22 protein-coding genes and 1 riboswitch are annotated in these 21,049 nt (G+C 71.3%); of the genes, 13 read left to right on the top strand and 9 right to left on the bottom strand.

The annotated features are described in order from the left end of the window. Window positions 1–132 precede the first annotated feature (132 nt). Window positions 133–996, bottom strand: a complete 864-nt coding sequence (locus H4N58_RS13265; protein ID WP_167003788.1) for an alpha/beta fold hydrolase — start codon at window positions 994–996, stop codon at window positions 133–135. A 114-nt stretch (window positions 997–1,110) separates the two neighbouring features. Between H4N58_RS13265 and H4N58_RS13260 the strand changes: the two genes are divergently transcribed. Next, entirely contained in the window at window positions 1,111–2,028 is a 918-nt protein-coding gene (locus H4N58_RS13260; RefSeq protein ID WP_167003786.1) for a 2-hydroxyacid dehydrogenase, read from the top strand. 37 nt (window positions 2,029–2,065) lie between these two features. Here the strand turns inward: H4N58_RS13260 and H4N58_RS13255 are convergent, their stop codons facing one another. From H4N58_RS13255 to H4N58_RS13245, 3 genes are read right to left on the bottom strand one after another with little or no spacing between them, the layout of a single operon-like run. After that, window positions 2,066–2,923: an oxygenase MpaB family protein gene (locus H4N58_RS13255; RefSeq protein ID WP_167003783.1), complete on the bottom strand. Its 858-nt coding sequence runs from the start codon at window positions 2,921–2,923 to the stop codon at window positions 2,066–2,068. A 25-nt stretch (window positions 2,924–2,948) separates the two neighbouring features. Further along, on the bottom strand, window positions 2,949–3,848 hold the full coding sequence (locus H4N58_RS13250; RefSeq protein ID WP_182397095.1) for a RimK family alpha-L-glutamate ligase: 900 nt from the start codon (window positions 3,846–3,848) through the stop codon (window positions 2,949–2,951). A 39-nt stretch (window positions 3,849–3,887) separates the two neighbouring features. After that, window positions 3,888–4,463 carry a PadR family transcriptional regulator gene (locus H4N58_RS13245; RefSeq protein WP_167003781.1) on the bottom strand — a complete coding sequence of 192 codons (576 nt, stop codon included), beginning with the start codon at window positions 4,461–4,463 and terminating at the stop codon, window positions 3,888–3,890. A gap of 52 nt (window positions 4,464–4,515) precedes the next feature. Between H4N58_RS13245 and H4N58_RS13240 the strand changes: the two genes are divergently transcribed. The 3 genes from H4N58_RS13240 to H4N58_RS13230 all read left to right on the top strand — a co-directional run bounded on the left by H4N58_RS13240 (window position 4,516) and on the right by H4N58_RS13230 (window position 6,883). Next, window positions 4,516–5,601 (top strand): exo-alpha-sialidase, encoded by a 1,086-nt coding sequence (locus tag H4N58_RS13240; protein WP_167250313.1) that lies wholly within the window; start codon window positions 4,516–4,518, stop codon window positions 5,599–5,601. 99 nt (window positions 5,602–5,700) lie between these two features. Next, window positions 5,701–6,306 carry a SatD family protein gene (locus tag H4N58_RS13235; RefSeq protein ID WP_167250315.1) on the top strand — a complete coding sequence of 202 codons (606 nt, stop codon included), beginning with the start codon at window positions 5,701–5,703 and terminating at the stop codon, window positions 6,304–6,306. Window positions 6,307–6,319: 13 nt separating this feature from the next. Next, a complete protein-coding gene (locus H4N58_RS13230) occupies window positions 6,320–6,883 on the top strand; it encodes a hypothetical protein (RefSeq protein WP_182397094.1) in 564 nt (187 codons plus the stop codon). A 64-nt stretch (window positions 6,884–6,947) separates the two neighbouring features. Here H4N58_RS13230 and H4N58_RS13225 read toward each other — a convergent pair whose 3' ends face one another. Next, entirely contained in the window at window positions 6,948–7,364 is a 417-nt protein-coding gene (locus tag H4N58_RS13225; protein WP_208322363.1) for a DUF4234 domain-containing protein, read from the bottom strand. A gap of 138 nt (window positions 7,365–7,502) precedes the next feature. On the opposite strand from H4N58_RS13225, the gene ilvD reads away from it, so the two are divergent. The 8 genes from ilvD (at window position 7,503) to H4N58_RS13185 (ending at window position 16,287) form a co-directional block, all read left to right on the top strand. Beyond that, window positions 7,503–9,191, top strand: a complete 1,689-nt coding sequence (ilvD, locus tag H4N58_RS13220) for a dihydroxy-acid dehydratase (RefSeq protein WP_167250317.1) — start codon at window positions 7,503–7,505, stop codon at window positions 9,189–9,191. 381 nt (window positions 9,192–9,572) lie between these two features. Next, window positions 9,573–11,327 carry an acetolactate synthase large subunit gene (locus tag H4N58_RS13215; protein ID WP_243842976.1) on the top strand — a complete coding sequence of 585 codons (1,755 nt, stop codon included), beginning with the start codon at window positions 9,573–9,575 and terminating at the stop codon, window positions 11,325–11,327. Window positions 11,328–11,331: 4 nt separating this feature from the next. Next, window positions 11,332–11,868, top strand: a complete 537-nt coding sequence (gene ilvN, locus H4N58_RS13210) for an acetolactate synthase small subunit (protein WP_167003773.1) — start codon at window positions 11,332–11,334, stop codon at window positions 11,866–11,868. 85 nt (window positions 11,869–11,953) lie between these two features. Continuing rightward, a complete protein-coding gene (gene ilvC, locus H4N58_RS13205) occupies window positions 11,954–12,982 on the top strand; it encodes a ketol-acid reductoisomerase (RefSeq protein WP_167003770.1) in 1,029 nt (342 codons plus the stop codon). A gap of 303 nt (window positions 12,983–13,285) precedes the next feature. Next, window positions 13,286–13,377, top strand: a riboswitch (TPP riboswitch). Beyond that, window positions 13,366–14,157, top strand: a complete 792-nt coding sequence (gene thiM, locus H4N58_RS13200; protein WP_167003768.1) for a hydroxyethylthiazole kinase — start codon at window positions 13,366–13,368, stop codon at window positions 14,155–14,157. (Overlaps the previous riboswitch by 12 nt.) Continuing rightward, the gene (gene thiE / locus H4N58_RS13195; RefSeq protein WP_167250319.1) at window positions 14,157–14,822 is read left to right on the top strand and encodes a thiamine phosphate synthase; all 666 of its coding nucleotides are present in this window, start codon (window positions 14,157–14,159) and stop codon (window positions 14,820–14,822) included. Before thiM ends, thiE begins: the two co-directional genes overlap by 1 nt. Further along, window positions 14,819–15,622, top strand: a complete 804-nt coding sequence (gene thiD / locus H4N58_RS13190; protein WP_243845082.1) for a bifunctional hydroxymethylpyrimidine kinase/phosphomethylpyrimidine kinase — start codon at window positions 14,819–14,821, stop codon at window positions 15,620–15,622. The genes thiE and thiD overlap by 4 nt, the downstream gene beginning before the upstream one ends. After that, window positions 15,619–16,287: a TenA family protein gene (locus tag H4N58_RS13185; protein ID WP_167250320.1), complete on the top strand. Its 669-nt coding sequence runs from the start codon at window positions 15,619–15,621 to the stop codon at window positions 16,285–16,287. Before thiD ends, H4N58_RS13185 begins: the two co-directional genes overlap by 4 nt. A gap of 21 nt (window positions 16,288–16,308) precedes the next feature. Here H4N58_RS13185 and H4N58_RS13180 read toward each other — a convergent pair whose 3' ends face one another. Genes H4N58_RS13180 through H4N58_RS13170 form a run of 3 tightly spaced genes read right to left on the bottom strand, consistent with a single transcriptional unit; the run spans window position 16,309 to window position 19,439 of the window. After that, window positions 16,309–17,394 carry a hypothetical protein gene (locus H4N58_RS13180; protein WP_167250322.1) on the bottom strand — a complete coding sequence of 362 codons (1,086 nt, stop codon included), beginning with the start codon at window positions 17,392–17,394 and terminating at the stop codon, window positions 16,309–16,311. Further along, the gene (locus H4N58_RS13175; RefSeq protein WP_167250324.1) at window positions 17,391–17,957 is read right to left on the bottom strand and encodes an RNA polymerase sigma factor; all 567 of its coding nucleotides are present in this window, start codon (window positions 17,955–17,957) and stop codon (window positions 17,391–17,393) included. Before H4N58_RS13175 ends, H4N58_RS13180 begins: the two co-directional genes overlap by 4 nt. A gap of 42 nt (window positions 17,958–17,999) precedes the next feature. Further along, window positions 18,000–19,439, bottom strand: a complete 1,440-nt coding sequence (locus H4N58_RS13170) for a PLP-dependent aminotransferase family protein (RefSeq protein ID WP_167003758.1) — start codon at window positions 19,437–19,439, stop codon at window positions 18,000–18,002. Between the two features lie 62 nt (window positions 19,440–19,501). On the opposite strand from H4N58_RS13170, the gene H4N58_RS13165 reads away from it, so the two are divergent. Beyond that, window positions 19,502–20,170, top strand: a complete 669-nt coding sequence (locus H4N58_RS13165) for a YitT family protein (protein WP_167003756.1) — start codon at window positions 19,502–19,504, stop codon at window positions 20,168–20,170. 10 nt (window positions 20,171–20,180) lie between these two features. Here the strand turns inward: H4N58_RS13165 and H4N58_RS13160 are convergent, their stop codons facing one another. Then, a complete protein-coding gene (locus H4N58_RS13160) occupies window positions 20,181–20,744 on the bottom strand; it encodes an O-methyltransferase (protein ID WP_167003754.1) in 564 nt (187 codons plus the stop codon). Between the last annotated feature and the right edge of the window lie 305 nt (window positions 20,745–21,049).

Below are 21,049 nucleotides of genomic sequence, written 5' to 3'. Positions count from 1 at the left end.
TCGCCCCGGGTCGGTCCCTGCCGCCCGCGGGTCGGTTTCTGCGGCCCGCGGGTCGGTTTCTGCGGCCCGCGGGTCCGTGACCCGGCGGCGCGACTCAGTGACCCCGCGGTGCTAGGGAGTGACCCGGGGGCGCTAGGGAGTGACCCGGCGGAGGAGCGCGAGGAGTTCGGCGTGCACGGCATCGGGGTGCTCGAGCGCGACGAAGTGCGAGGCGTCGAGCTCGACGTACCGGGCGCCGGTGATGCGCGCCGCCGCGCTGCGCATCTGGCGCGCTCCAGCGAAGACGTCCCAGCGGGCCCCGACCAGCGTCGTCGGCTGGGTGACCTTCGACAGACTCACGCGTTCGTGCCGCGCCAGGTGCAGGGCGAGGTGCATGTACCAGCGCCAGTCGAGCTCGAAGAACGCCTTGAGCGTTTCGGCCGCCGCTGCGGGCTCGGCACGAGGGAGCATCAGCCCGGTGTAGCGGGCGGCGTCGAAGAGGTACGGGACGCGGTGCAGCCGCTGCGTGAGCGGGTTGAGCGCCGCCCCGGCGACCTGGACCAGCCGCGCAGCCGAGACGGTGGTCGCACGGGCGACGGGTCTCGGGAGGCGTGCCGGGCCGAGCATGGTCGCGAACGTGTCGCCGGGCACGCCCGCCACCCCGAGCACGGCATCGACGCGCTCCGGCCATCGCACGGCGAGCTCGAACGCGAGATTGACCCCGATCGACCAGCCCACCACCGTCGCGTGGTCGATCGCGAACGCGCGCATCACCGCGTGTGCGTCTTCGAGGTGCGCGTCGATGTCGACGCGGGAGCGGTCACGCGGACGCTCGGACCCGCCGATCCCGCGGTGGTACCACGACACCACGCGGACGCCGCAGCCCGGATCGAGCAGCGCCGGCCAGGCGTACGGGCTGGTGCCGAGGCCGTTGCAGAGCAGCACGGTCGGTCCTTCGGCGCGATTGGTCCACGCGCGGATGCGGGTGCCGTCGTCGCTGAGGACGTCCCGGTGCACGACCTGTCTCTGCTCCCGTGCCTGTTCCGCTGAACCCTGCGCGCCCACCGCTCCGACGTTACATCACCGCTGTCACAGTTTTGGTGTCAGTACGCCGGCTCTAGGGTGTCCACCATGCCGCTCGTCCTGTCTCCGTTCCCCGCCGACGCCTTCGAGGTCCCGCCCGGCGTCGACGTCGTCTCGTACTCCGGCGCGACCGCCGACCTGCCGCCCGACGACGTGCTCGCCGACGTGACGATGTGGGTGCTCCCGTACGTGCTGTCGGCCGACCTGCGCGCGACGATCAGCCGGATGCCGCGCCTCGAGGTGGTCCAGGCGCAGTCCGCCGGTACGGACGGCATCGCCGCCCAGATCCCCGCCGGGGTGACGCTGTGCAACGCTCGCGGCGTCCACGACGCGGCGACGGCCGAGCTCGGTGTCGGGCTCATCATCGCCGCGCTGCGCGGCATCCCTGCGTTCGTCCGTGCGCAGGACGAGCAGCGCTGGCTGGCGTACCGGTGGTGGGACGCGCTCGCCGACAAGACCGTCATGATCGTCGGGTACGGCAGCATCGGCCAGGCGCTCGAGCGTCGGCTCGCGGGCTTCGAGGTCGAGGTCGTCCGGGTCGCCCGCCACCCCCGCGACGGCGTCCACGCGACCACCGAGCTGCCTGAGTTGCTCCCGCACGCCGATGTGGTCGTCCTGCTGACGCCACTGACCGACCAGACGCGTCACCTCGCCGACGCCGGGTTCCTCGCCGCGATGAAGGACGGCGCGCTGCTGGTCAACATCGCCCGCGGTCCGGTCGTCGACACCGATGCGCTCCTGGCCGAGCTCGAGACCGGGCGCCTGCGCGCGGCCCTCGACGTCACCGATCCGGAGCCGCTCCCTGCTGGTCACCCGCTCTGGGCTGCGCCCGGCGTCCTCATCAGCCCCCACGTCGCCGGAGGGACGACGGCCATGCGCCCGCGCGTCCTGGCGCTGGTGCGTGAGCAGGTACGGCGGCTGGCGGCGGGCGAGGAGCTGCTCAACCCGGTGGCGCGGCCGCGCTGACGGGTGGTCTCGATACGTCCTCGCCGAGCGGCTCGGGCTAGTCGACCGGCGACGGTAGCTCGGGCGGCCGCATCGCCCAGCGGATCGTGCTCGTCGCCGCGCCGCCGGCGACGCGGAACGCGGTCGCCTCCGTGATCGGGAGCCACGGGAGGCGCAGCGGCGCACGCGCCCACACCGGCAGCAGGCCGACCGCTGCGGCGCCGAGCGCGGTATAGCCGGCGCGCAATGACCACGGCACGGGCGGGGTCAGCAGGATGAACCGCGCCGCCTCCCTGGCCGCGGGCGTCGAGGCGAGCTCGGGCCGGTACGCCTCGATCCGCTCCCGCAGTCCCTCGGTGTCGGTCGGTGGGTCATCGGCGCCGAGCGCGTACGCGACCTCCGCGGCCTGCGCGAGGTAGGTGTCGCGCTCCGCGGAGGTCAGGCGGCGCGCCCCGTACCGGTCGTGCGCACGCAAAAAGCTGTCGACCTCAGCGACGTGCACCCAGGTCAGGAGGTGCGGGTCGTCGGCGGCGTACGGACGCCCGTCCGGCGCGGTGCCGTGGACCCGCCCGTGGATCGCGCGGACGATGCGCACCGCCCGCTCGGACGTCTCGAGCGTGCCGAACGTCGTCTCCGCGAGGAAGCCGCTCGTCCGCTGCAGCCGGCCCCAGGGGTCGCCGCGATAGCCGGAGTGCTGGTCGACGGCGGCCATCGCGAGCGGGTGCAGCGACTGGAGGAGCAGCGCGCGGATCCCGCCGACGAACATCGACGCGTCCCCGTGGACGGTCCAGATCGGGTCGTCGGGGCCGAAGCGGCGCGGCCCTTCTGCACCGTGGATCCGGGCGCGCCGTCCCTCGCCGTCGTCGCCGGCGATCCTGGCGAAGACCGCCTCGGCGAGCACCTCTCGGACACCCATGGAGCCAGCCTACGGGTGCTCGCTGTCAGACCCGGCCCATCGAGGCCACCGACACCGTGACCGCGCGCGCGAAGGTCTCCGCTGCGCCGTCGACGTATGGCAGGAAGAGCGCCGGCTCGGTCAGCTCGAGCTCGATGACCTGAGGCTTGCCGTCGGGCCCGGTGACGAGATCGACCCGGGCGTACAGCAGGTCGATGCCCCCGCCGAGCGACTTGCGAGCCGCCCGCAGGGCCTCGGCCGCGACGCGGAGCTGGTCGGTCGTCGCCGTCGTCGGCGTGATCCGCTCACGGGCGTCGCGGACCTCGCGCACGCCCTCGCCAGGAGCGAGCATCGCCCCCTTGACGACCGCGTGCGAGTACTCGCCGCCAGCGAACAGCACCGCGGTCTCGCCCTCGGTGTCGACGGAGGCGACGTACGGCTGGAGCATCGACGTCCGTCCGGCCCCGACGAGGGCGCGGCTGTGCTCGAGCGCATCGGCGGGGTCCGCCCAGCGCGCGGTGTCGGCCGAGCCCGCGGACACCGCCGGCTTCACGACCCATTCGACACCGTCGACGGCGATCCCGAGCGCGGTCGCGTGTCCGACGAGGGCCTCCTCGTCCGTCACGTCCCACGCCGTCGGGATGACGGGGCAGCCGTGGACGGCGAGGTCGCGCAGATAGGTCTTGTGGGTGTTCCAGGTGAGGACGTCGGCGCGGTTGCGCAGGCGTGGCACCTGACGTGCCCAGGTGAGGAACTCGTCGCGGCGGGGCGTGTAGTCCCAGGTGGTCCGTACGACCGTCAACGCGTAGCGGTGCCAGTCGACGTCCGGGTCGTCCCAGACCTCGACGCTGACCTCGTGGCCGAGGGCGCCGAGCGCTTCGCTCAGCAGCTTGATCTCGGGATCGTCGGTCGTGGAGGCGGCGCTGGCCAGGGCGATGAGGGCCACGGTGTTCCTTCGTACGGGACTGCAGGGGCGGGTCTGACGCTACGTGACGGCCCCCCCGTCGCCGTCGGCCACCTGCTTGCGAAGGTCGTGGGAGATGGCGGACTCGCTCGCGAAGTAGGCCAGTCCCCACTCCGCGACGCGTGCCGGAGAGCGCCGCCGGGGGTCGTCGCCGAGCATCTCGCGCACTGCCCGCAGGTCGGCGGTCCGCTCCTCGAGCTGCGCGATGTAGGTGGAGAGCCACTGCTCGACCTGCTCGGGTCCGACCATGTGGCCGAACATCAGGCGCAGGGCGACCGGGTGCTTGAGCACCGGGAAGTCGGGCTCGCTGGTCGTGAGCCAGGTGAGCAGGCGCTCGCGACCAGCGGTGTTCAACGCGTACCGGCGGGTGCTCCGGCGCACGTTGCCCGCGTCCGTGGCGTCCACGAGGCCGAGCCGGGCGAGGCGCGCGAGCTCGGTGTAGACCTGGCTGGTCGCGGGGGAGACCCAGTAGTAGCGCATGGTCTGGTCGCAGCGCTGCTTGAGCTCGTACCCGGTCAGGCCCTCGGGGTCGTCGTCGGGATCGAGCGCGAGCAGGCCGAGGAGTGCGTACGAGGTCGTTGACAGGTCTGCCGCCATGTCCTTAGCGTAGCGAGTATTCCAATTAGGAATATCGTACGAGGAGGGCGCGATGGATGCGGTGCTGCTGATCGGGACGCGCAAGGGCCTGTGGATCGGCCGGTCGGGTGACCGGGTCTCGTGGGAGCTCGAGGGGCCGCTCTTCCCGATGACCGCGGTCTACGCGACGTGCATCGACACCCGTGGCGACAAGCCTCGGCTGCTGGTCGGCACGATGAGCGAGCACTGGGGCCCGCAAGTGAGCTGGTCCGACGACCTCGGGGCGACCTGGTCGGAGACGAACGGCGGCGGCATCCGCTTCCCCGAGGGGACCGACACTGCGCTCGAGCAGGTGTGGCAGCTGACGCCGGGCTCGCAGCCGGACGAGGTTTGGGCGGGGACGCAGCCGTCCGCGCTGTTCCGGTCGACCGACCGCGGCGAGACGTTCTCGCTCGTGCAGGGCCTGTGGGACCACCCGCACCGCCCGGAGTGGGGTGCGGGGTTCGGGGGCCAGGCGATCCACACGATCGTGCCCGACCCGACCGATCCCGAGCGGGTCACGGTCGCGATGTCGACGGGCGGTGTCTATCGCACCGAGGACGGCGGCGCGTCGTGGTCGCCGTACAACACGGGCATCAAGGCCTACTTCCTCCCCGACCCGTGGCCGGAGTTCGGCCAGTGCGTCCACAAGGTCGCGATGCACCCCGCGCGGCCGGACGTGCTCTTCGCGCAGAACCACCACGGGGTCTATCGCTCGGACGACGGCGGCGACTCGTGGACGTCGATCGCGGACGGGCTGCCGAGCGACTTCGGCTTCCCGATCGTCGTGCACCCGGGGCGCCCTGAGACCGTGTACGTGTTCCCGCTGGTGGCCGACTCCGATCGCATGCCGCCGGGTGGGGCGCCGCGCGTGTGGCGCTCCGACGACGCGGGCACGACGTGGCGCGAGCTCGGCAAGGGGCTCCCCGACACCTCGTACGCCGCGGTGATGCGCGACGCGTTCAGCGCCGACGATGCTCCCTCGTACGGGCTGCCGGCAGGGCTCTACCTCGGCGCGCGTGACGGGTCGGTCTACGCGAGCGACGACGAGGGGGAGTCGTGGCGAGAGGTCGCGGCTCACCTCCCGGACGTGATGAGCGTCCGTGCTGCGGTGCTCTGAACCGACGCGATCAATGGCTAGGGCTTGATTTCGTACCATCAAGCGCGCATGCTTGATTCATCACGATCAATGTCTAGCCATTGACGAGGGGGTCACGTCATGTACGTGATGACGCTCGACCAGCGCGACAGTCGCCGCGGCCACGACGCCGTGCCCGAGCTCTTGGATGGCCTCGAGTCGGTCGCTCAACCCGTGCGGGCCTTCGAACGGACGGCGGGTGACGAGGTCCAGGGCCTGCTCGACTCCCCGGAGGACGTCGTCCGGATCATCGCCCACGCGCTGCGCGACGGCCGGTGGTGGATCGGCGTCGGCGTCGGCGAGGTCGAGGGGCCGCTCCCCGAGTCGACCCGAGCGGGACGCGGCCCCGCGTACGTGCGTGCCCGTACGGCCGTCGAGCGCGCCAAGTCCGAGCCGCAGCCGGTCGCGGTCCGTGCCGAGGACGCCGAGCCCGCCGACGATGCCGAGGCCGCGCTGTGGCTGCTCGCGAGCCTGCTGGGTCGCCGCAGCGAGGCGGGCTGGGAAGCGGTCGACGCCATGGCGTCGGGCGACCTCACCCAGCGCGACGCCGCGTCCGCGCTCGGCATCTCCGCCCAGGCGATGAGCCGCCGGCTCGCGGTCGCGGGGTGGACCGAAGAGCGCCGGGGCCGTACGCTCGCCGCGCACCTGCTGGCCGCGAGCGACCCCGAGCAGAAGGCGAGCCGATGAGGACGGACCCCCGATGACCGCGTACGTGATCGTGATCGCCGCAGCCGCGGTCGGCCTGGTCGGATGGGCGTTCGCCCGTACGACGACGGTGCGGGTGGTGACGGGCGCTGGTCTGGCCGTCGCCCTCGCCCTCGCGGTGGTGGCGACGATCTTCGAGGACCCGGTCACCGGCTCGCGGCACGACGTGATGGTGCTGTTCGCGCTCGTGCTCGCCGTCAGCGGGGGAGCGGTCGTCACGACCGCGGCGTTCGAGGTCATCGACTCCGCGCGGCCGGCGGTCGGCGAGGGCGCCACGGTCAAGGCCGCCGCGGACGTCCTGCGCGGCGGCGCGTGGATCGGCGCGCTCGAGCGCCTCGCGGTGTTTGGGGCGCTCGCCGCGCGCTGGCCCGAGGGGGTGGCGATCGTGCTCGCCGTGAAGGGCCTCGGCCGCTATCCCGAACTGCGGGCGCAGGAGACCGGTGGGACGCCGCACTCGGGCGCCGCCGAGCGCTTCATCATCGGGACGATGGTGAGCGTGATCTGGGCTGTGGCATGCGTGTACGTCGCCTTCGCCCCGTACGTCGTGGGCGTGCGCTGAGCGAAGACGCCAGCCCGGCGCCTCCGGAGGGAGGCGCCGGGCCCGAGCGCTCAGAGTCTGTGCGTCAGACCGTGCCGAGCGAGCGCCAGTAGGCGTTGAGCGCGCCGTTGGTCTTCACGAACCACACGATCGGGCCGACGATGATGAAGCTGCCCGGGAAGTACCAGAGGCCGGTCGCGCCTCCGACGGGCTTGCGCTCGCCGCGGCGCTCGTACAGGCCGCCCACCTCACTCGAGGTGACGAAGGCCAGGACGAACGGGACGAACAGCGCGAGCAGGAGCGCGACGCCGCCGCCGACGCCGACGCCGCTGTGCCGCTTCATCTCGCTGTGGGTCTTGAACCACCACACCCACGTGTAGATACCGAGGGTGACGATCGTCAGCAGGATGCAGACGCCGGTGGAGCGGATCTTGCCGGTCGGGGTGCCGACGGGGGCAGCTGTCGGGGGTGCGGGAGCGTTCTGGGTGGGGGTGTCGTTCACGATCGTCCTTCATTGAAGTGCGGGGTCGGACGGACCGTAGCGGTTGGGGAGGTCGCTGGGGAAGGTTTTCGTACGAATGGTTCTCGCGGAGCGGTCCCGCGGCGCCGTGGGGTGCGCGGCGGTCGTAATCTTGCGGGCATGGCCTCCGAGACCCCCGACATCAAGCCGCGCAGCCGTGACGTGACCGACGGACTGGAGAGCGCCGCGTCGCGCGGCATGCTCCGAGCCGTCGGCATGGGAGACGAAGACTGGGAGAAGCCCCAGATCGGCGTCGCGTCCAGCTGGAACGAGATCACGCCCTGCAACCTCTCCCTCGACCGGCTCTCGGACGCGGTGAAGAACGGCGTGCACGCGGCCGGCGGCTATCCGCTGGAGTTCGGCACGATCTCGGTCTCCGACGGCATCTCGATGGGCCACGAGGGCATGCACTACTCGCTCGTGTCGCGCGAGGTCATCGCCGACTCGGTCGAGACCGTGATGATGGCCGAGCGGCTCGACGGCTCGGTGCTGCTGGCCGGCTGCGACAAGAGCCTGCCGGGCATGCTCATGGCGGCGGCACGCCTCGACCTGTCCAGCGTGTTCCTGTACGCGGGCTCGACGATGCCGGGGCAGGTCGACGGCAAGGACGTCACGATCATCGACGCCTTCGAGGCCGTCGGCGCGTGCCTCAAGGGCCTCATCTCGCGCGACGAGGTCGACCGCATCGAGCGGGCGATCTGTCCGGGCGAGGGTGCCTGCGGTGGCATGTACACCGCCAACACGATGGCGTCGGTCGCCGAAGCCCTCGGCATGTCCCTCCCGGGATCGGCCGCGCCGCCGGCCGTGGACAGCCGGCGCGACGGGTTCGCCCGCCGCTCCGGCGAGGCCGTCGTCAACCTGCTCCGCCAGGGCATCACGGCGCGCCAGATCATGACCAAGCCCGCCTTCGAGAACGCGATCGCCGTCGTCATGGCGCTCGGTGGCTCGACCAACGCGGTGCTGCACCTCCTCGCGATCGCGCGTGAGGCCGAGGTCGACCTGACGCTCGAAGACTTCGTCCGCATCGGCGAGAAGGTCCCGCACCTGGGCGACCTCAAGCCGTTCGGCCGCTACGTGATGAACGACGTCGACAAGGTCGGCGGCATCCCCGTGATCATGAAGGCGCTGCTCGACGCCGGGCTCATGAACGGCGACACCCTCACCGTCACCGGCAAGACGATGGCCGAGAACCTCGCCGAGCTCGTCACCACTTCCGTCGACGGTGACGTCATCCGCAAGCTCGACAACCCGATCCACGCCACCGGTGGCCTCACGATCCTCGCGGGCACGCTCGCGCCGGAGGGTGCGGTCGTCAAGAGCGCGGGCTTCGACGAGTCCGTGTTCACCGGCACCGCCCGCGTGTTCGACGGTGAGAAGGCCGCGATGGCCGCGCTCGCCGACGGCACCGTGGCCGCGGGCGACGTCGTCGTCATCCGGTACGAGGGCCCCAAGGGCGGCCCCGGCATGCGCGAGATGCTCGCGATCACCGGTGCGATCAAGGGTGCCGGTCTCGGCAAGGACGTCCTGCTCCTCACCGACGGGCGCTTCTCCGGTGGCACCACCGGTCTGTGCGTCGGGCACGTTGCCCCCGAGGCTGTCGACGGCGGGCCGATCGCGTTCGTCGCGGACGGCGACCCGATCACGCTCGACGTGGCCAACCGCCGCCTCGACGTCGAGATCGACCCTGACGAGCTCGAGCGCCGCAAGGTGGGCTGGAGCCCGAAGCTCCCTGTGGTCCCGCCGCGCGGCGTGCTCGCGAAGTACGCCAAGCTCGTGGGCTCCGCGGCCGACGGCGCCGTCCTCGGCTGACGCGTACGACCCTGCTGCACGACGATGCGTTCCGACCTGTCCGTGGTCGGAACGCATCGTCGTTCCGGGGGATTGGCGTGGCCGCGCCGCGATGTGGGACGGCGATCTCATGATGCGAGACGGGCTGGAGCCTGGCTTGACCCTTTCGGACGGTTCGCGCACTCTTGACTCGTGCGCAACCTCCTTCTCGTACGTCACTGACGCGCGACCGGCCTCCCGGTCCCGCGTCACCCCTCGAATGCCCATGCGGGCCGAGGGGTTTTTTCTTGCCAAGCGCAGCCTTGTCGAGAAGACGGCATCACGAGCAAGCAGTCAGCCGCACGAGGGCACCCGCCCGACCCGATGTACCGGCGCCGAGCCGGTCGGCATGAAGGGACAGCGATGAGCGAGCAGATCACCGGGGCTCAAAGTCTCGTCCGGGCGTTGGAGCACGCCGGGGTCGAGGTCGTCTTCGGTATCCCGGGAGGGGCGATCCTTCCGGCGTACGACCCGTTGATGGACTCCGAGAAGATCCGCCACATCCTCGTACGTCACGAGCAGGGTGCGGGCCACGCAGCCCAAGGCTATGCCGTCGCCAGCGGCCGCGTCGGCGTCTGCATGGCGACCTCCGGACCGGGCGCGACGAACCTCGTCACCGCCATCGCCGACGCCTACATGGACTCTGTGCCGATCGTCGCCGTCACCGGTCAGGTCCCGAGCCGCGCGATCGGGACGGACGCCTTCCAGGAGGCCGACATCCGCGGCATCACGATGCCGATCACCAAGCACAGCTTCCTCGTGACCGACCCGGCCGAGATCCCGCGCGCGGTCGCCGAGGCGTTCCACATCGCCTCGACCGGACGCCCCGGGCCGGTCCTCGTGGACATCTCCAAGGACGCCCTCCAGGCGCTGACGACCTTCACGTGGCCGACCGAGGTCCAGCTGCCGGGCTACCGCCCGACGACCAAGCCGCACGGCAAGCAGGTGCGCGAGGCGGCGCGACTGATCGCCGAGGCACAGCGCCCCGTCCTGTACGTGGGTGGCGGCGTCGTCAAGGCCAACGCGTCCACCGAGCTCAAGGTGCTCGCCGAGATGACCGGCATCCCCGTGGTCACCACCTTGATGGCGCGCGGCGTGTTCCCCGACAGCCACCCGCTGCACCTCGGCATGCCGGGCATGCACGGCACGGTGGCGGCCGTCGGCGCGCTCCAGAAGAGCGACCTGCTGATCTCGCTCGGCGCGCGCTTCGACGACCGCGTGACCGGTGAGCTCGCGTCGTTCGCCCCGGACGCCAAGGTCATCCACGCCGACATCGACCCTGCCGAGATCTCCAAGAACCGCACGGCGGACGTGCCGATCGTCGGCGACGCCCGCGAGGTCATTGCCGACCTCGTGGTCGCGCTGCAGGCCGAGTACGCCGAGAAGCCTGCCGACTACTCCGCGTGGAGCGCGCACATGCAGGACGTGGCGCAGCGCTGGCCGCTGGGGTACGACGAGCCCACCGACGGCTCGATGTCGCCGCAGCGGGTGATCCAGCGCATCGGCGAGATCGCCGGCCCGGACGCCACGTACACCGCCGGCGTCGGCCAGCACCAGATGTGGGCCGCCAACTTCATCGGCCACGAGCGTCCCGCCCGCTGGATCAACTCCGGCGGCATGGGCACCATGGGTTTCTCCGTCCCCGCGGCGATGGGTGCCCAGGTCGCTCGACCGGGCGAGGTCGTGTGGGCGATCGACGGCGACGGGTGCTTCCAGATGACCAACCAGGAGCTTGCCACCTGCGCGCTCGAGGGCATCCCGATCAAGGTCGCGATCATCAACAACTCGTCGCTCGGCATGGTGCGGCAGTGGCAGACCCTCTTCTATGAGGGCCGCTACTCCAACACCGACCTGCAGACCGGCCCGGACGCCGCCCGGATCCCCGACTTCGTCAAGCTCGCCGACGCGTACGGGTGCGTGGGTCTGCGCTGCGAGAGCCCCGACGACCTCGACGACGTGATCGCGAAGGCGATGTCGATCACCGACGTGCCCGTCGTCATCGACTTCGTGGTCCACCGCGACGCGATGGTGTGGCCGATGGTTCCGGCCGGCGTCAGCAACGACCTGATCCAGATCGCGCGCGACATGGCGCCCGACTTCGGCGACGAGGAGCTCTGACCTGATGAGCAAGCACACCCTGTCAGTCCTGGTCGAGAACACCCCCGGTGTCCTCGCCCGCGTCGCGAGCCTGTTCATGCGTCGCGGCTTCAACATCGAGTCGCTCGCGGTCGGGCAGACCGAGATCCCCGAGATCTCGCGCATGACGATCGTCGTGAACGTCGACGAGCTGCCGCTCGAGCAGGTCACCAAGCAGCTCAACAAGCTCGTGAACGTGCTCAAGATCGTCGAGCTCGAGCCGTCCGTGGCGGTCGAGCGCGAGCTGATGCTGATCAAGGTCCGCGCCGACGGCCAGACCCGCGGGCAGGTCCTCGAGACCGTCCAGCTGTTCCGGGCGAAGGTCGTCGACGTGGCGGTCGACGCCGTCACCATCGAAGCGACGGGCGACCCGGGCAAGCTCTCAGCGATGCTGAGGGTGCTCGAGCCGTTCGGCATCCGCGAGATCGCCCAGTCCGGGCGGGTCGCGATCGGCCGCGGCGGGCGGTCGATCACCGACCGCACTCTGCGCGCTGTCCCCGGCGGGTCCAGCCAGACCGCCTGAGCGTACGGTCGTACCCACGGCCGCACCTGACTCAACCACCGGCACCGACAGGTGTCACTCGGCACCACCAAGAAGGAGTTACCCCGTGCCTGAGCTGTTCTACGATGACGACGCCGACCTGGGCGTGATCCAAGGCCGCAGCGTGGCCGTCCTCGGCTACGGCAGCCAGGGCCACGCCCACGCGCTGTCGCTGCGCGACTCCGGCGTCGACGTCCGCGTCGGCCTGCCCGAGGGATCGAAGAGCCGCGCCAAGGCCGAGGCCGAGGGCCTGCGTGTCCTCACGCCCGCCGAGGCCGTCGCCGAGGCCGACGTCATCGTCGTCCTCGCACCAGACCCGGCCCAGCGCTCGCTGTATGCCGAGGCCATCGAGCCGAACCTCAACGACGGCGACGCGCTGATCTTCGGCCACGGCTTCAACATCCGCTACGGCTACGTGAAGCCGCCGGCCGGTGTCGACGTCGGCATGATCGCGCCGAAGGGCCCCGGTCACCTGGTCCGCCGCGAGTACGTCGAGGGTCGAGGTGTCCCCGTGCTCGTCGCCGTCGAGCAGGACGCGACCGGCAACGCCTGGCCGCTGGTCCTCTCGTACGCCAAGGCGATCGGCGGCCTGCGCGCCGGCGGCATCAAGACGACCTTCACCGAGGAGACCGAGACCGATCTCTTCGGCGAGCAGGCCGTCCTCTGCGGCGGCGTGTCCGCGCTGGTCCAGGCGGGCTTCGAGACGCTGACCGAGGCTGGCTACCAGCCGGAGGTCGCCTACTTCGAGTGCCTCCACGAGCTGAAGCTGATCGTCGACCTCATGTACGAGGGCGGCATCGCCAAGCAGCGTTGGTCGGTCTCCGACACCGCCGAGTACGGCGACTACGTGTCGGGCCCGCGGGTCGTCGACGCGCGTGTCAAGGACAACATGAAGGCCGTCCTGGACGACATCAAGAACGGCGCGTTCGCCGAGCGCTTCATCGCCGACCAGGACGCCGGTGCGCCGGAGTTCAAGAAGCTCCGTGCCGAGGGCGAGCAGCACCCGATCGAGGCCACAGGCCGCGAGCTGCGCAAGCTCATGTCGTGGGTCAAGAGCGCCGACGACGACTACACCGAGGGCACCGCAGCGCGCTGACCCTCGTACGTTCCGACCGGCGGTGAGTCCGGTCCCACGCGCATCACCGGCGTGGGACCTGGCTCACCGCCGTCGTCGTTGGCGGGGCGGAGGGATGTCTCCTGGATAGATGAGGCGGGCGAGCCAACGGCGGGACGCGAGGTAGACCTCGCGCACCCCTCCGCGGCGCCACGCGCGGCGGACGCGACGGGCGGGAGCCATGCATACCCCTCGGGGGAAGGAGTCGGGTGGGTTGCCCGCACGCTAGCGGTCGAGGCGGCGTCGCGGAAGGGTCTCGGGCACGTTCTGTTATCGTCGCCAGCAGTTGCAAGGCCGGGGTGCCCGAAGGGCTGAGAACACACCCGCCGAACCTGATCCGGGTCATACCGGCGAGAGGGAGCCTGATGCTCGATCCACGTACTGCTGCCCACGTCCACGACCAGCTCCGGGCGCAGGGCCCGCTGGTGCAGGTCATCACGAACTATGTGTCGATGGACATCGCCGCGAACCTGCTGAACGCCGCAGGCGCGTCGCCGGCGATGGTCCATGACGCCCGCGAGGCCGGTGAGTTCGCCGGCATCGCCCAGGCCGTCGTCGCCAACATCGGCACGCTCTCCCCGCCATGGGTCGACGGCATGCTCGCCGCGGTCGAGGTTGCCTCGGCCTCCGGCAAGCCCTGGATCCTCGACCCGGTCGCGGTCGGTGCCACCGCCTACCGGCGCGAGTCCGTCGCCGCCCTGATCGAGCACCGGCCGACCGTGATCCGGGGCAACGCGAGCGAGATCCTCGCGATCGCGACATCGACGGGCGCCGGGCGCGGGGTCGACGCTGATGCCGACACCGCCGACGTGCGTACGGACGCCGAGGCGCTGGCCTCCAAGCTCGAGACCGTGGTCGCGATGACCGGCGCCGTCGACATCGTCACCGACGGCACCCGTACGGCCGAGATCCGCGGCGGCGACGCGAGGGCGCCGATGATCACGGCGCTCGGGTGCTCGGCGAGCGCCCTGGTTGGTGCGGCGTGCGCGGTGCACGACGACGCGTTCGAGGCGTCGGCGAGTGCGCTGGCGATCCTGACGGCCGCGGTCGAGCAGGCCGCGCCGCTCGCCGAGGGGCCCGGCTCGCTGCGCTGGCGGCTGCTGGACGCGCTGTCCACGCTGTCGTCCGACGCGGTCGCCGAGGTCGTCGCGCGCTGATGGTCGGCCCGGCTGGAGACGTCCGTCTCTATCTCGTCACCGGGGCGGTGCCTGGCCGCGCTGACGTCGTCGACGTCGTCGCTGACGCGGTCGACGGAGGAGTGACGACCGTCCAGCTCCGCGACAAGGCAGCGACGACCGACGACCGCGTCCGACTCGCGGCACGGATCGCCGAGCGGGTCGGTGCCCGGGCGTCGTTCGTCCTCAACGACGACCTCTCGGCGGCGCGTGCTGTCCCTGGTGCCGGTCTCCACGTGGGCCCGGACGACCTCCACCCCGCCCGAGTGCGGGAGGTGCTCGGCGACGACGTCGTGGTCGGGTGGTCGCTGCACCGCGTCGAGCAGCTCGACGACGAGGAGGCGCTCGCCGCGTGCAGCTATCTCGCGGTGAGCCCGGTGTGGCCGACGCCGACGAAGACCGACACGACGGCGCCGTGGGGACTCGACGGCGTACGCCGCCTGCGCGACCTCGTACCCCCCGATCTGCCGCTCGTCGCGATCGGCGGCATCTCCGCGTCGAACGCCGCGTCGGTCATCGACGCCGGCGCCGACGGCATCTGCGTCGTCTCCGCGATCTGCGCGGCGCCCGCTCCGCGCGCAGCCGCCCGTACGCTGCGCGACATCGTCGACACCGCCCTCGCCGCCCGCCCGGAGGCCCAGCTGTGAGCACCGTGCCCGTCATGCTGTCGATCGCCGGCTCCGACCCGTCGGGGGGTGCGGGCATCCAGGCCGACCTCAAGACCGCGTCCGCCCTGGGCGTGTACGGGGCCGCGGCGTTGACGGCGCTGACCGTCCAGAACACCCGTGGCGTCACCGGCATCCACGCCGTGCCACCGGACTTCGTGGCAGACCAGGTCCGGGCGGTCCTCGACGACCTCGAGGTGGGCGCGATCAAGATCGGCATGCTCGGGACCGCCGACGTGGTCGTTGCGGTGGCGGAGGTGCTCCGTACCGCTGACCTGCCGGTCGTGCTCGATCCGGTGATGGTGGCGACTTCGGGTGACCGGCTGGTCCCCGTCGACACGATCGACGCGATCCGGACGACACTCCTGCCGCTGGTCGCGGTCGTCACGCCCAACGTGCCCGAGGCGGCGGTGCTCGTGGGGGCCGAGGAGGCGACCGACGTCGCTGGCCTCGGGGCGGCGGCGCTCGCCCTGCGGGAGAGAGGCGCCGCGGCGGTGCTGGTCAAGGGCGGCCACCTCGGCGGCACCGAGAGCGTGGACGTGCTGGCTGACGCCGAGGGTGTGCGGTCGTACGCGGCGCCGCGCATCGACACCCCGAACACGCACGGCACCGGGTGCTCGTTGTCGTCGGCGATCGCCTCCGGGCTCGCGCTCGGGATGCCGTTGCGGGACGCCGTCGCGATGGCCAAGGACTATCTCACCGGTGCGCTGCGCAGCGGTGAGACGCACTCCGTCGGGCACGGTCACGGTCCGATCGACCACCTGTGGAGGACACGCGGATGACGTTCTCCGAGGAGGCGTGGAAGCACGTCGCCAGCTGGTACGACGCGATCCTCGCGCACCCGTTCGTCGCGGGCCTGGCGGACGGCACGCTGCCGGAGGACGTGTTCGCGCGCTACCTGCTCGACGACGCCCACTACTTGACGTCGTACGGCAGCACGCTCGCGATGCTGGCGGCGCGTGCGGGCGATCCGGCGCTGTCGGCGGGGCTCGCGCATGCGGCTGCCGAGGCGGTCGAGGCAGAGCGGCTGATGCATGAGGAGTTCCTCGTGCCCCGCGGACTCGATCCTGACGGCCCGGACGCCGCTGAGCCGACGCCGACCTGTCGGGCGTATGCCGGCACGCTGCTCGCGGATGCCGCGTACGCGCCGGTCGAGGTCGGGCTTGCGGGAGTGCTGCCCTGCTTCCGCGTCTATCTGGAAGTGGGGCGCGCGATCGCTGCGCAGGCGACCGATCCGGCGCATCCGTACCGCGCTTGGATCGACACCTACTCCGACCCCGCCTTCGACGCCGCCGTCACACGTGCAGAGGGGTGGACCGATCGCCTCGCAGAGGCGGCGACGCCCGAGCGCCGTACGGAGATGCTTGCCGCATACGCGCGGGCGACGCGGTTCGAGTGGATGTTCTGGGACGCCTCCTGGCGCGGAGAGACCTGGCCGACGGCCTGACCTCCCCGCGCCCGCGAGCCTTCACTGACAGCCGGACATCTCGCGGATCTTGATCGTCTGGACGCCCTCTGCGACGGCGTCGGCCACCGCCCGCACCCCGTCGGCGTACTCGCCCTCGGCGTCCATCGGCGCGAGGAGCGGCCAGTCGCGCCCGCTCGCCAGCGCGTCGGCCGCGACCTTCCTCGCAGGAGCGTCTCCGGCCTCTTCGGCGTGCTGGAGCTCGCGGACCCAGCCGCACACGACCGGCTCGAGCACCTGGGCGCTGAGCTGGTAGCGGTCGTTCGTGCCGAGGTCGTCGAGCGCCGCACGGTCGAGACCCGGCGGGATGGGCACCCCGGTGAGGAGCTCGCCGACCACCTTTGACGCCTTGTCGGGTGTGACGATCTCGGGCGGCATCGCCGCGAGCCACTCCTCGACCGAGACTGCTCGTATGGTGCGCAGGACCGCGGCGATCTCTGCACGGTCCTTCCACCCGGCGATGCCCGTGCGGATCTCGGAGAACGTACCGCCGGACGGTCGGAGCATCACGGCGATGTCCTTGGACGAGTACCGGAACTCACTGCCTTCCTGCCCGTCGATCGAGAACGGCGTCGGCTCGGAGACGTCGAGCCGATCTTCGTAGTAGCCGTCGTAACTGTCGGCGGGGTACCACGTCATGTCGAGCTCGCGCTCGCCGTTCGCGAAGACGATCGTGCCCTCGTCGGCGCGGAACCCGTAGACGTGGGCCGCTTTCCAGCCGGGCTCGCCGATCAGCAGGCGCGGCTGGCGGCGGGCGACCTCCACGACGGCAGCAGCGTAGGTGACGGGGGCCGTGACCACGGGCGGCTCGGAGGAACTCGGAGGTGCGGCCGGTGTCGTCTCCGGATCGCCGCCCGAGCCCACCCAGGCGGGGACCACCAGGGCGGCGGTGAGGACGGCGGCAGTCGCGACCACCCCCGCCAGCGGCAGCCGCCGGGATCGCTGTGACCGTTGTGACTGCTGCGGATCGGCGGTCACGATCTCCTCCAGGAGCGCGCGGTCGGCTCCGTGCAGATCAAGCAGCGCGGTGTCGACGTACGGGTCGGCGGCGCCCAGCAGACGGTCGAGGTCGAAGTCGTTGTCGTTCATGATCCCTCCTCGGGACTGGGTACGGTGCGGATGCTCATCTCGTGTCCGGCAACGGGGTCGGCGTCACCGAGGGCATCGCGGAGCCTTCGGCGGGCGCGCGACAGACGGGTCCGTACGGCGGTGGGGCTGATGTCGAGGACGTGGGCGATCTCGCGGGGCTCGAGACCCTCCCATGCCGACAGCATCAGGAGCTCGCGGTCGCCTGCTGCCAGTCGTTGCAGGGCAGCGCGTACGGCTGCGCGCTCGGTGACATGGTTGGCAGGGTCGGGAGTGAACGCGTCCGTCAGCTGCTGACGCAGTAGCTCGCCGAGGCGCTCGCGGCGCCGCCCGCTGCGTTCGGCGTTGGAGCGGACGTGGCGGGCGACCACGTACAGCCACAGGCGGCTGTCCTCCCCGGCCGGCATCGCGTCCATGCGCCGCCAGGCGACGAGGAACGTCTCCGCGACGAGGTCGGCAGCATCGTCAGGGTGGCGCGTGCGGCGTACGGCGTACGCGAGGAGCGCGTCGAAGTGGGCGGCGTAGAGCTCGCGAAAGCGCTCCTCGCGAGCCGGGTCGGGGTTCATCACGTCACTTCATGTCCGGCGCATAGCCGATCGTGACACCGACTACGCCGTCAGCGCGGGGCGGCGGCGAGGCGGTGCCGTCGGTGTCGCGCGGCCAGCGAGCACCGTCTCCCACGCGAGCGCGAGGCGGTCGACGGCGTCCGCGAGGTGCTCGGCGGTGCGGGCGTACGGGAGCCGCAGCGAGGTCTCGCCGCCCCCGTCGGGGAAGAACCGTGGCCCCGCAGTGAGCAGCAGGTCATGCGCTTCCGCAGCGACCGCGAGGCGGCTCGACGCACGCGAGGGCAGGCGGATCCACAGCGACAGGCCACCGACGGGGGAGTTGAGCCCCCAGTCCGGAAGGCGCTCGCGCAGCGCCGCGGTGAGCTCCTCGCGCCGTGCGCGGAGCCGTTCGCGCCGGCCGTCGAGCAGCTCCTCGCGGACGCGCAGCAGCTCGGCGACCGCCAGCTGCTCGAGCACCGGCGTCCCGATGTCGAACGTCTCGCGCGCCGCGACGAGTCGTGGGACGACCGCATGCGGTGCGCGGATCCACCCGATGCGCAGCCCTCCCCAGAACGTCTTGCTCGCGGACCCGAGGGTGATCGCGCCGGGATGGTGCGCGGCTAGCGGGACCGGCATCGCACGCTCGTCGACGTCAAGGGCGAGCTCGGCCATGGTCTCGTCGACGATCGGCGTGGTCGTCGAGCGACGCAGGATCGATGCCACCTCGTGACGCGTGACGTCGTCCATGAGGGCGCCGGTCGGGTTCTGGAAGTCGGGGATCAGGTACGCCCAGGCGACCGGAGCCGCCCGTACGGCTGCCGCCAGCGCATCGAGGTCGAGCCGGTGGCCGTCGTGCGGGACCCCGACGACGCGCAGGCCACTCCGGCGCAACGAGTCGATCGCGTTGGGGTAGGTCGGGCTCTCCACCGCGACCCGGTCGCCCCGCGTGGCGAGGGTACGGGCGACGAGGTTGAGCGCCGACTGTGCGCCGGAGGTGATGAGGATCTGGTCGGGATCGGTCGGCAGCCCGCGCTCGGCATAGCGCTGCGCGACCAGCTCGCGCAGCACCGGCACGCCGACCGTCTCGTACCCGGTCTGCGCGAGGTACTCCGGGAGCTGCTCCAGCGCGCGCCCGTACGCCAGCCCGACTCCCGGGGCGGCCTGGCCGGCGGCGATCGTCCAGCCGACCATGCTCGAACCGGCGGGAGGCATGTATGGAGGGCGGGTGCCGCGGGGGAGGGCGACGACGCTTCCCGAGCCGCGGCGCGAGACCAGCAGCCCGGCCTCGCGCAGAACCCCGTACGCGCGGGTGACCGTCGTGCGGCTGACGGGGAGTGCGGCGGTGAGCTCACGCTCGCTCGGCAGGCGGGTCCCGGCAGGGATGCGTCCGTCCAGGACGAGGAGCCGGACGAGGTCGGCCAGCTCGCGATAGCCCGGAGGGTCCTCTGGAGCAAGGTCGAGCAGCGCGTGCAAGCGGCTGGCGGAGAGATTGGCGGTGGCCATGTAGGCCAATCTGCCACGATTGGCTATCGAAAGGTAGTCCAGTCAAGCCTCATGATGGCGCTATGGCCCGCGCTCCTTACACCCCGATCTCCGCCTCACCGCTCGAACAGCTCCGCTCGGGCGGTCTCGGACGGAGGCTCCCGCAGCTGGTGTTCGGACTGATGCTCTATGGCTGGTCGATGTCGCTGATGATCGAGGCGGGCCTCGGCCTGGACCCGTGGGACGTCTTCCACGAAGGGCTGACACGCTATCTGCCGCTCACCTTCGGCCAGATCACCATCCTCGTCGGCGCCCTCGTCTTGCTGCTGTGGATCCCTCTGCGGCAATGGCCGGGCGTCGGCACGATCCTCAACGTGATCCTCATCGGCGTCGCCGTCGACCAGGGCCTGTGGCTCCTCGAGCAGCCGGACTCTCTCGGGCTTCGTGCCGTGATGCTGGTCGCCGGCGTCGTGCTCAACGGTCTCGCCGGCGCGCTCTACATCGGCGCGCACCTCGGTCCCGGGCCCCGCGACGGACTCTTTTTGGGACTCGTCCGTCGTACGGGGTACAGCGTGCGGCTGATGCGGACGTCGGTCGAGATCGCCGTGCTCGCTCTCGGCTGGGTGCTCGGCGGGACCGTCGGGGTGGGCACCGTGCTCTATGCGCTCGCGATCGGCCCGCTCGTCCAGGCGTTCCTGCCGCTCGTCCAGGTGCAGATGCGTGAGCCGGAGATCGCGCCCGAGCCCGCTTGACCCGAATGTCTCAGATGCGGGTCGCGAGGATGACCGAGGCGTCCTCGGCGACCATGACCTCGACGGAGATGAAGCGCTCGTCGGTCAGCCACTGCTCGCGCACGACGTCGACGCGGCCCTCGTAGATCGGGGGCCAGGTGAACGACGGAGTGAAGTCATCGAGCACGACGATCCCGCCCGGCTCCATTAGGTCGGCGACGACGTCGACACTGCGCTTGACGTCGCGGACATCGACGAACAGCAGCGAGAACGGCGCGTGCTGCTCGAGGGAGCTCCAGTCGCCTGAGGTCACCTCGATCGCCGGCGTGTCGGAGAACAGGTCCTGGACGGCCTCGGCGAGCGTGGGGTCGAGCTCGGCGCTGACGATGTGCGAGCCCTTCGCGACACCGCTCGACAGCCAGGCCGATCCGACGCCGCAGCCTGTGCCGAGTTCGGCGAGGGTGCCCGTACGGGACGCGGCGAGCGCTGCCAGCAGTCGGCCGGTCTCGTTGCGCGTGGCCGTGATGAAGCCCTTGCGCCTCGAGAGATCGAGGGCGCGCGCGACGAGGAGAGGTACTTCGGTGGGGGCGCTCACATGACGAGTCTTTCACATGTCAGAGGCCGGACAAGAGTCTCAGTCATCGAGATCATTGCCAGAACTGGTGGCGTGATCGCGAGAGCCCGCTTAAAGTCGTCGGCATCATGCGGACACAGGTCGTATTCCTCATTTGCCGCGGCGGGGCCACTTAGGCCGACACCTCGCCGCGGTGCTTGGCGTTGGCCGACTACCCGCAGCGAGGATCCCGCAGCACCACTCTTGACCTCCTCCCATTCGGGGAATCGGTTCTTCTGCCTTTCGGCCGCCGCTTCCTTTCAGGCGAACGCACGCCTATCCCGAAC

This window comes from Mumia sp. ZJ1417 (genome assembly GCF_014127285.1).
Lineage (GTDB): Bacteria > Actinomycetota > Actinomycetes > Propionibacteriales > Nocardioidaceae > Mumia.
This window is presented reverse-complemented; position numbering and strand designations above follow the sequence as displayed.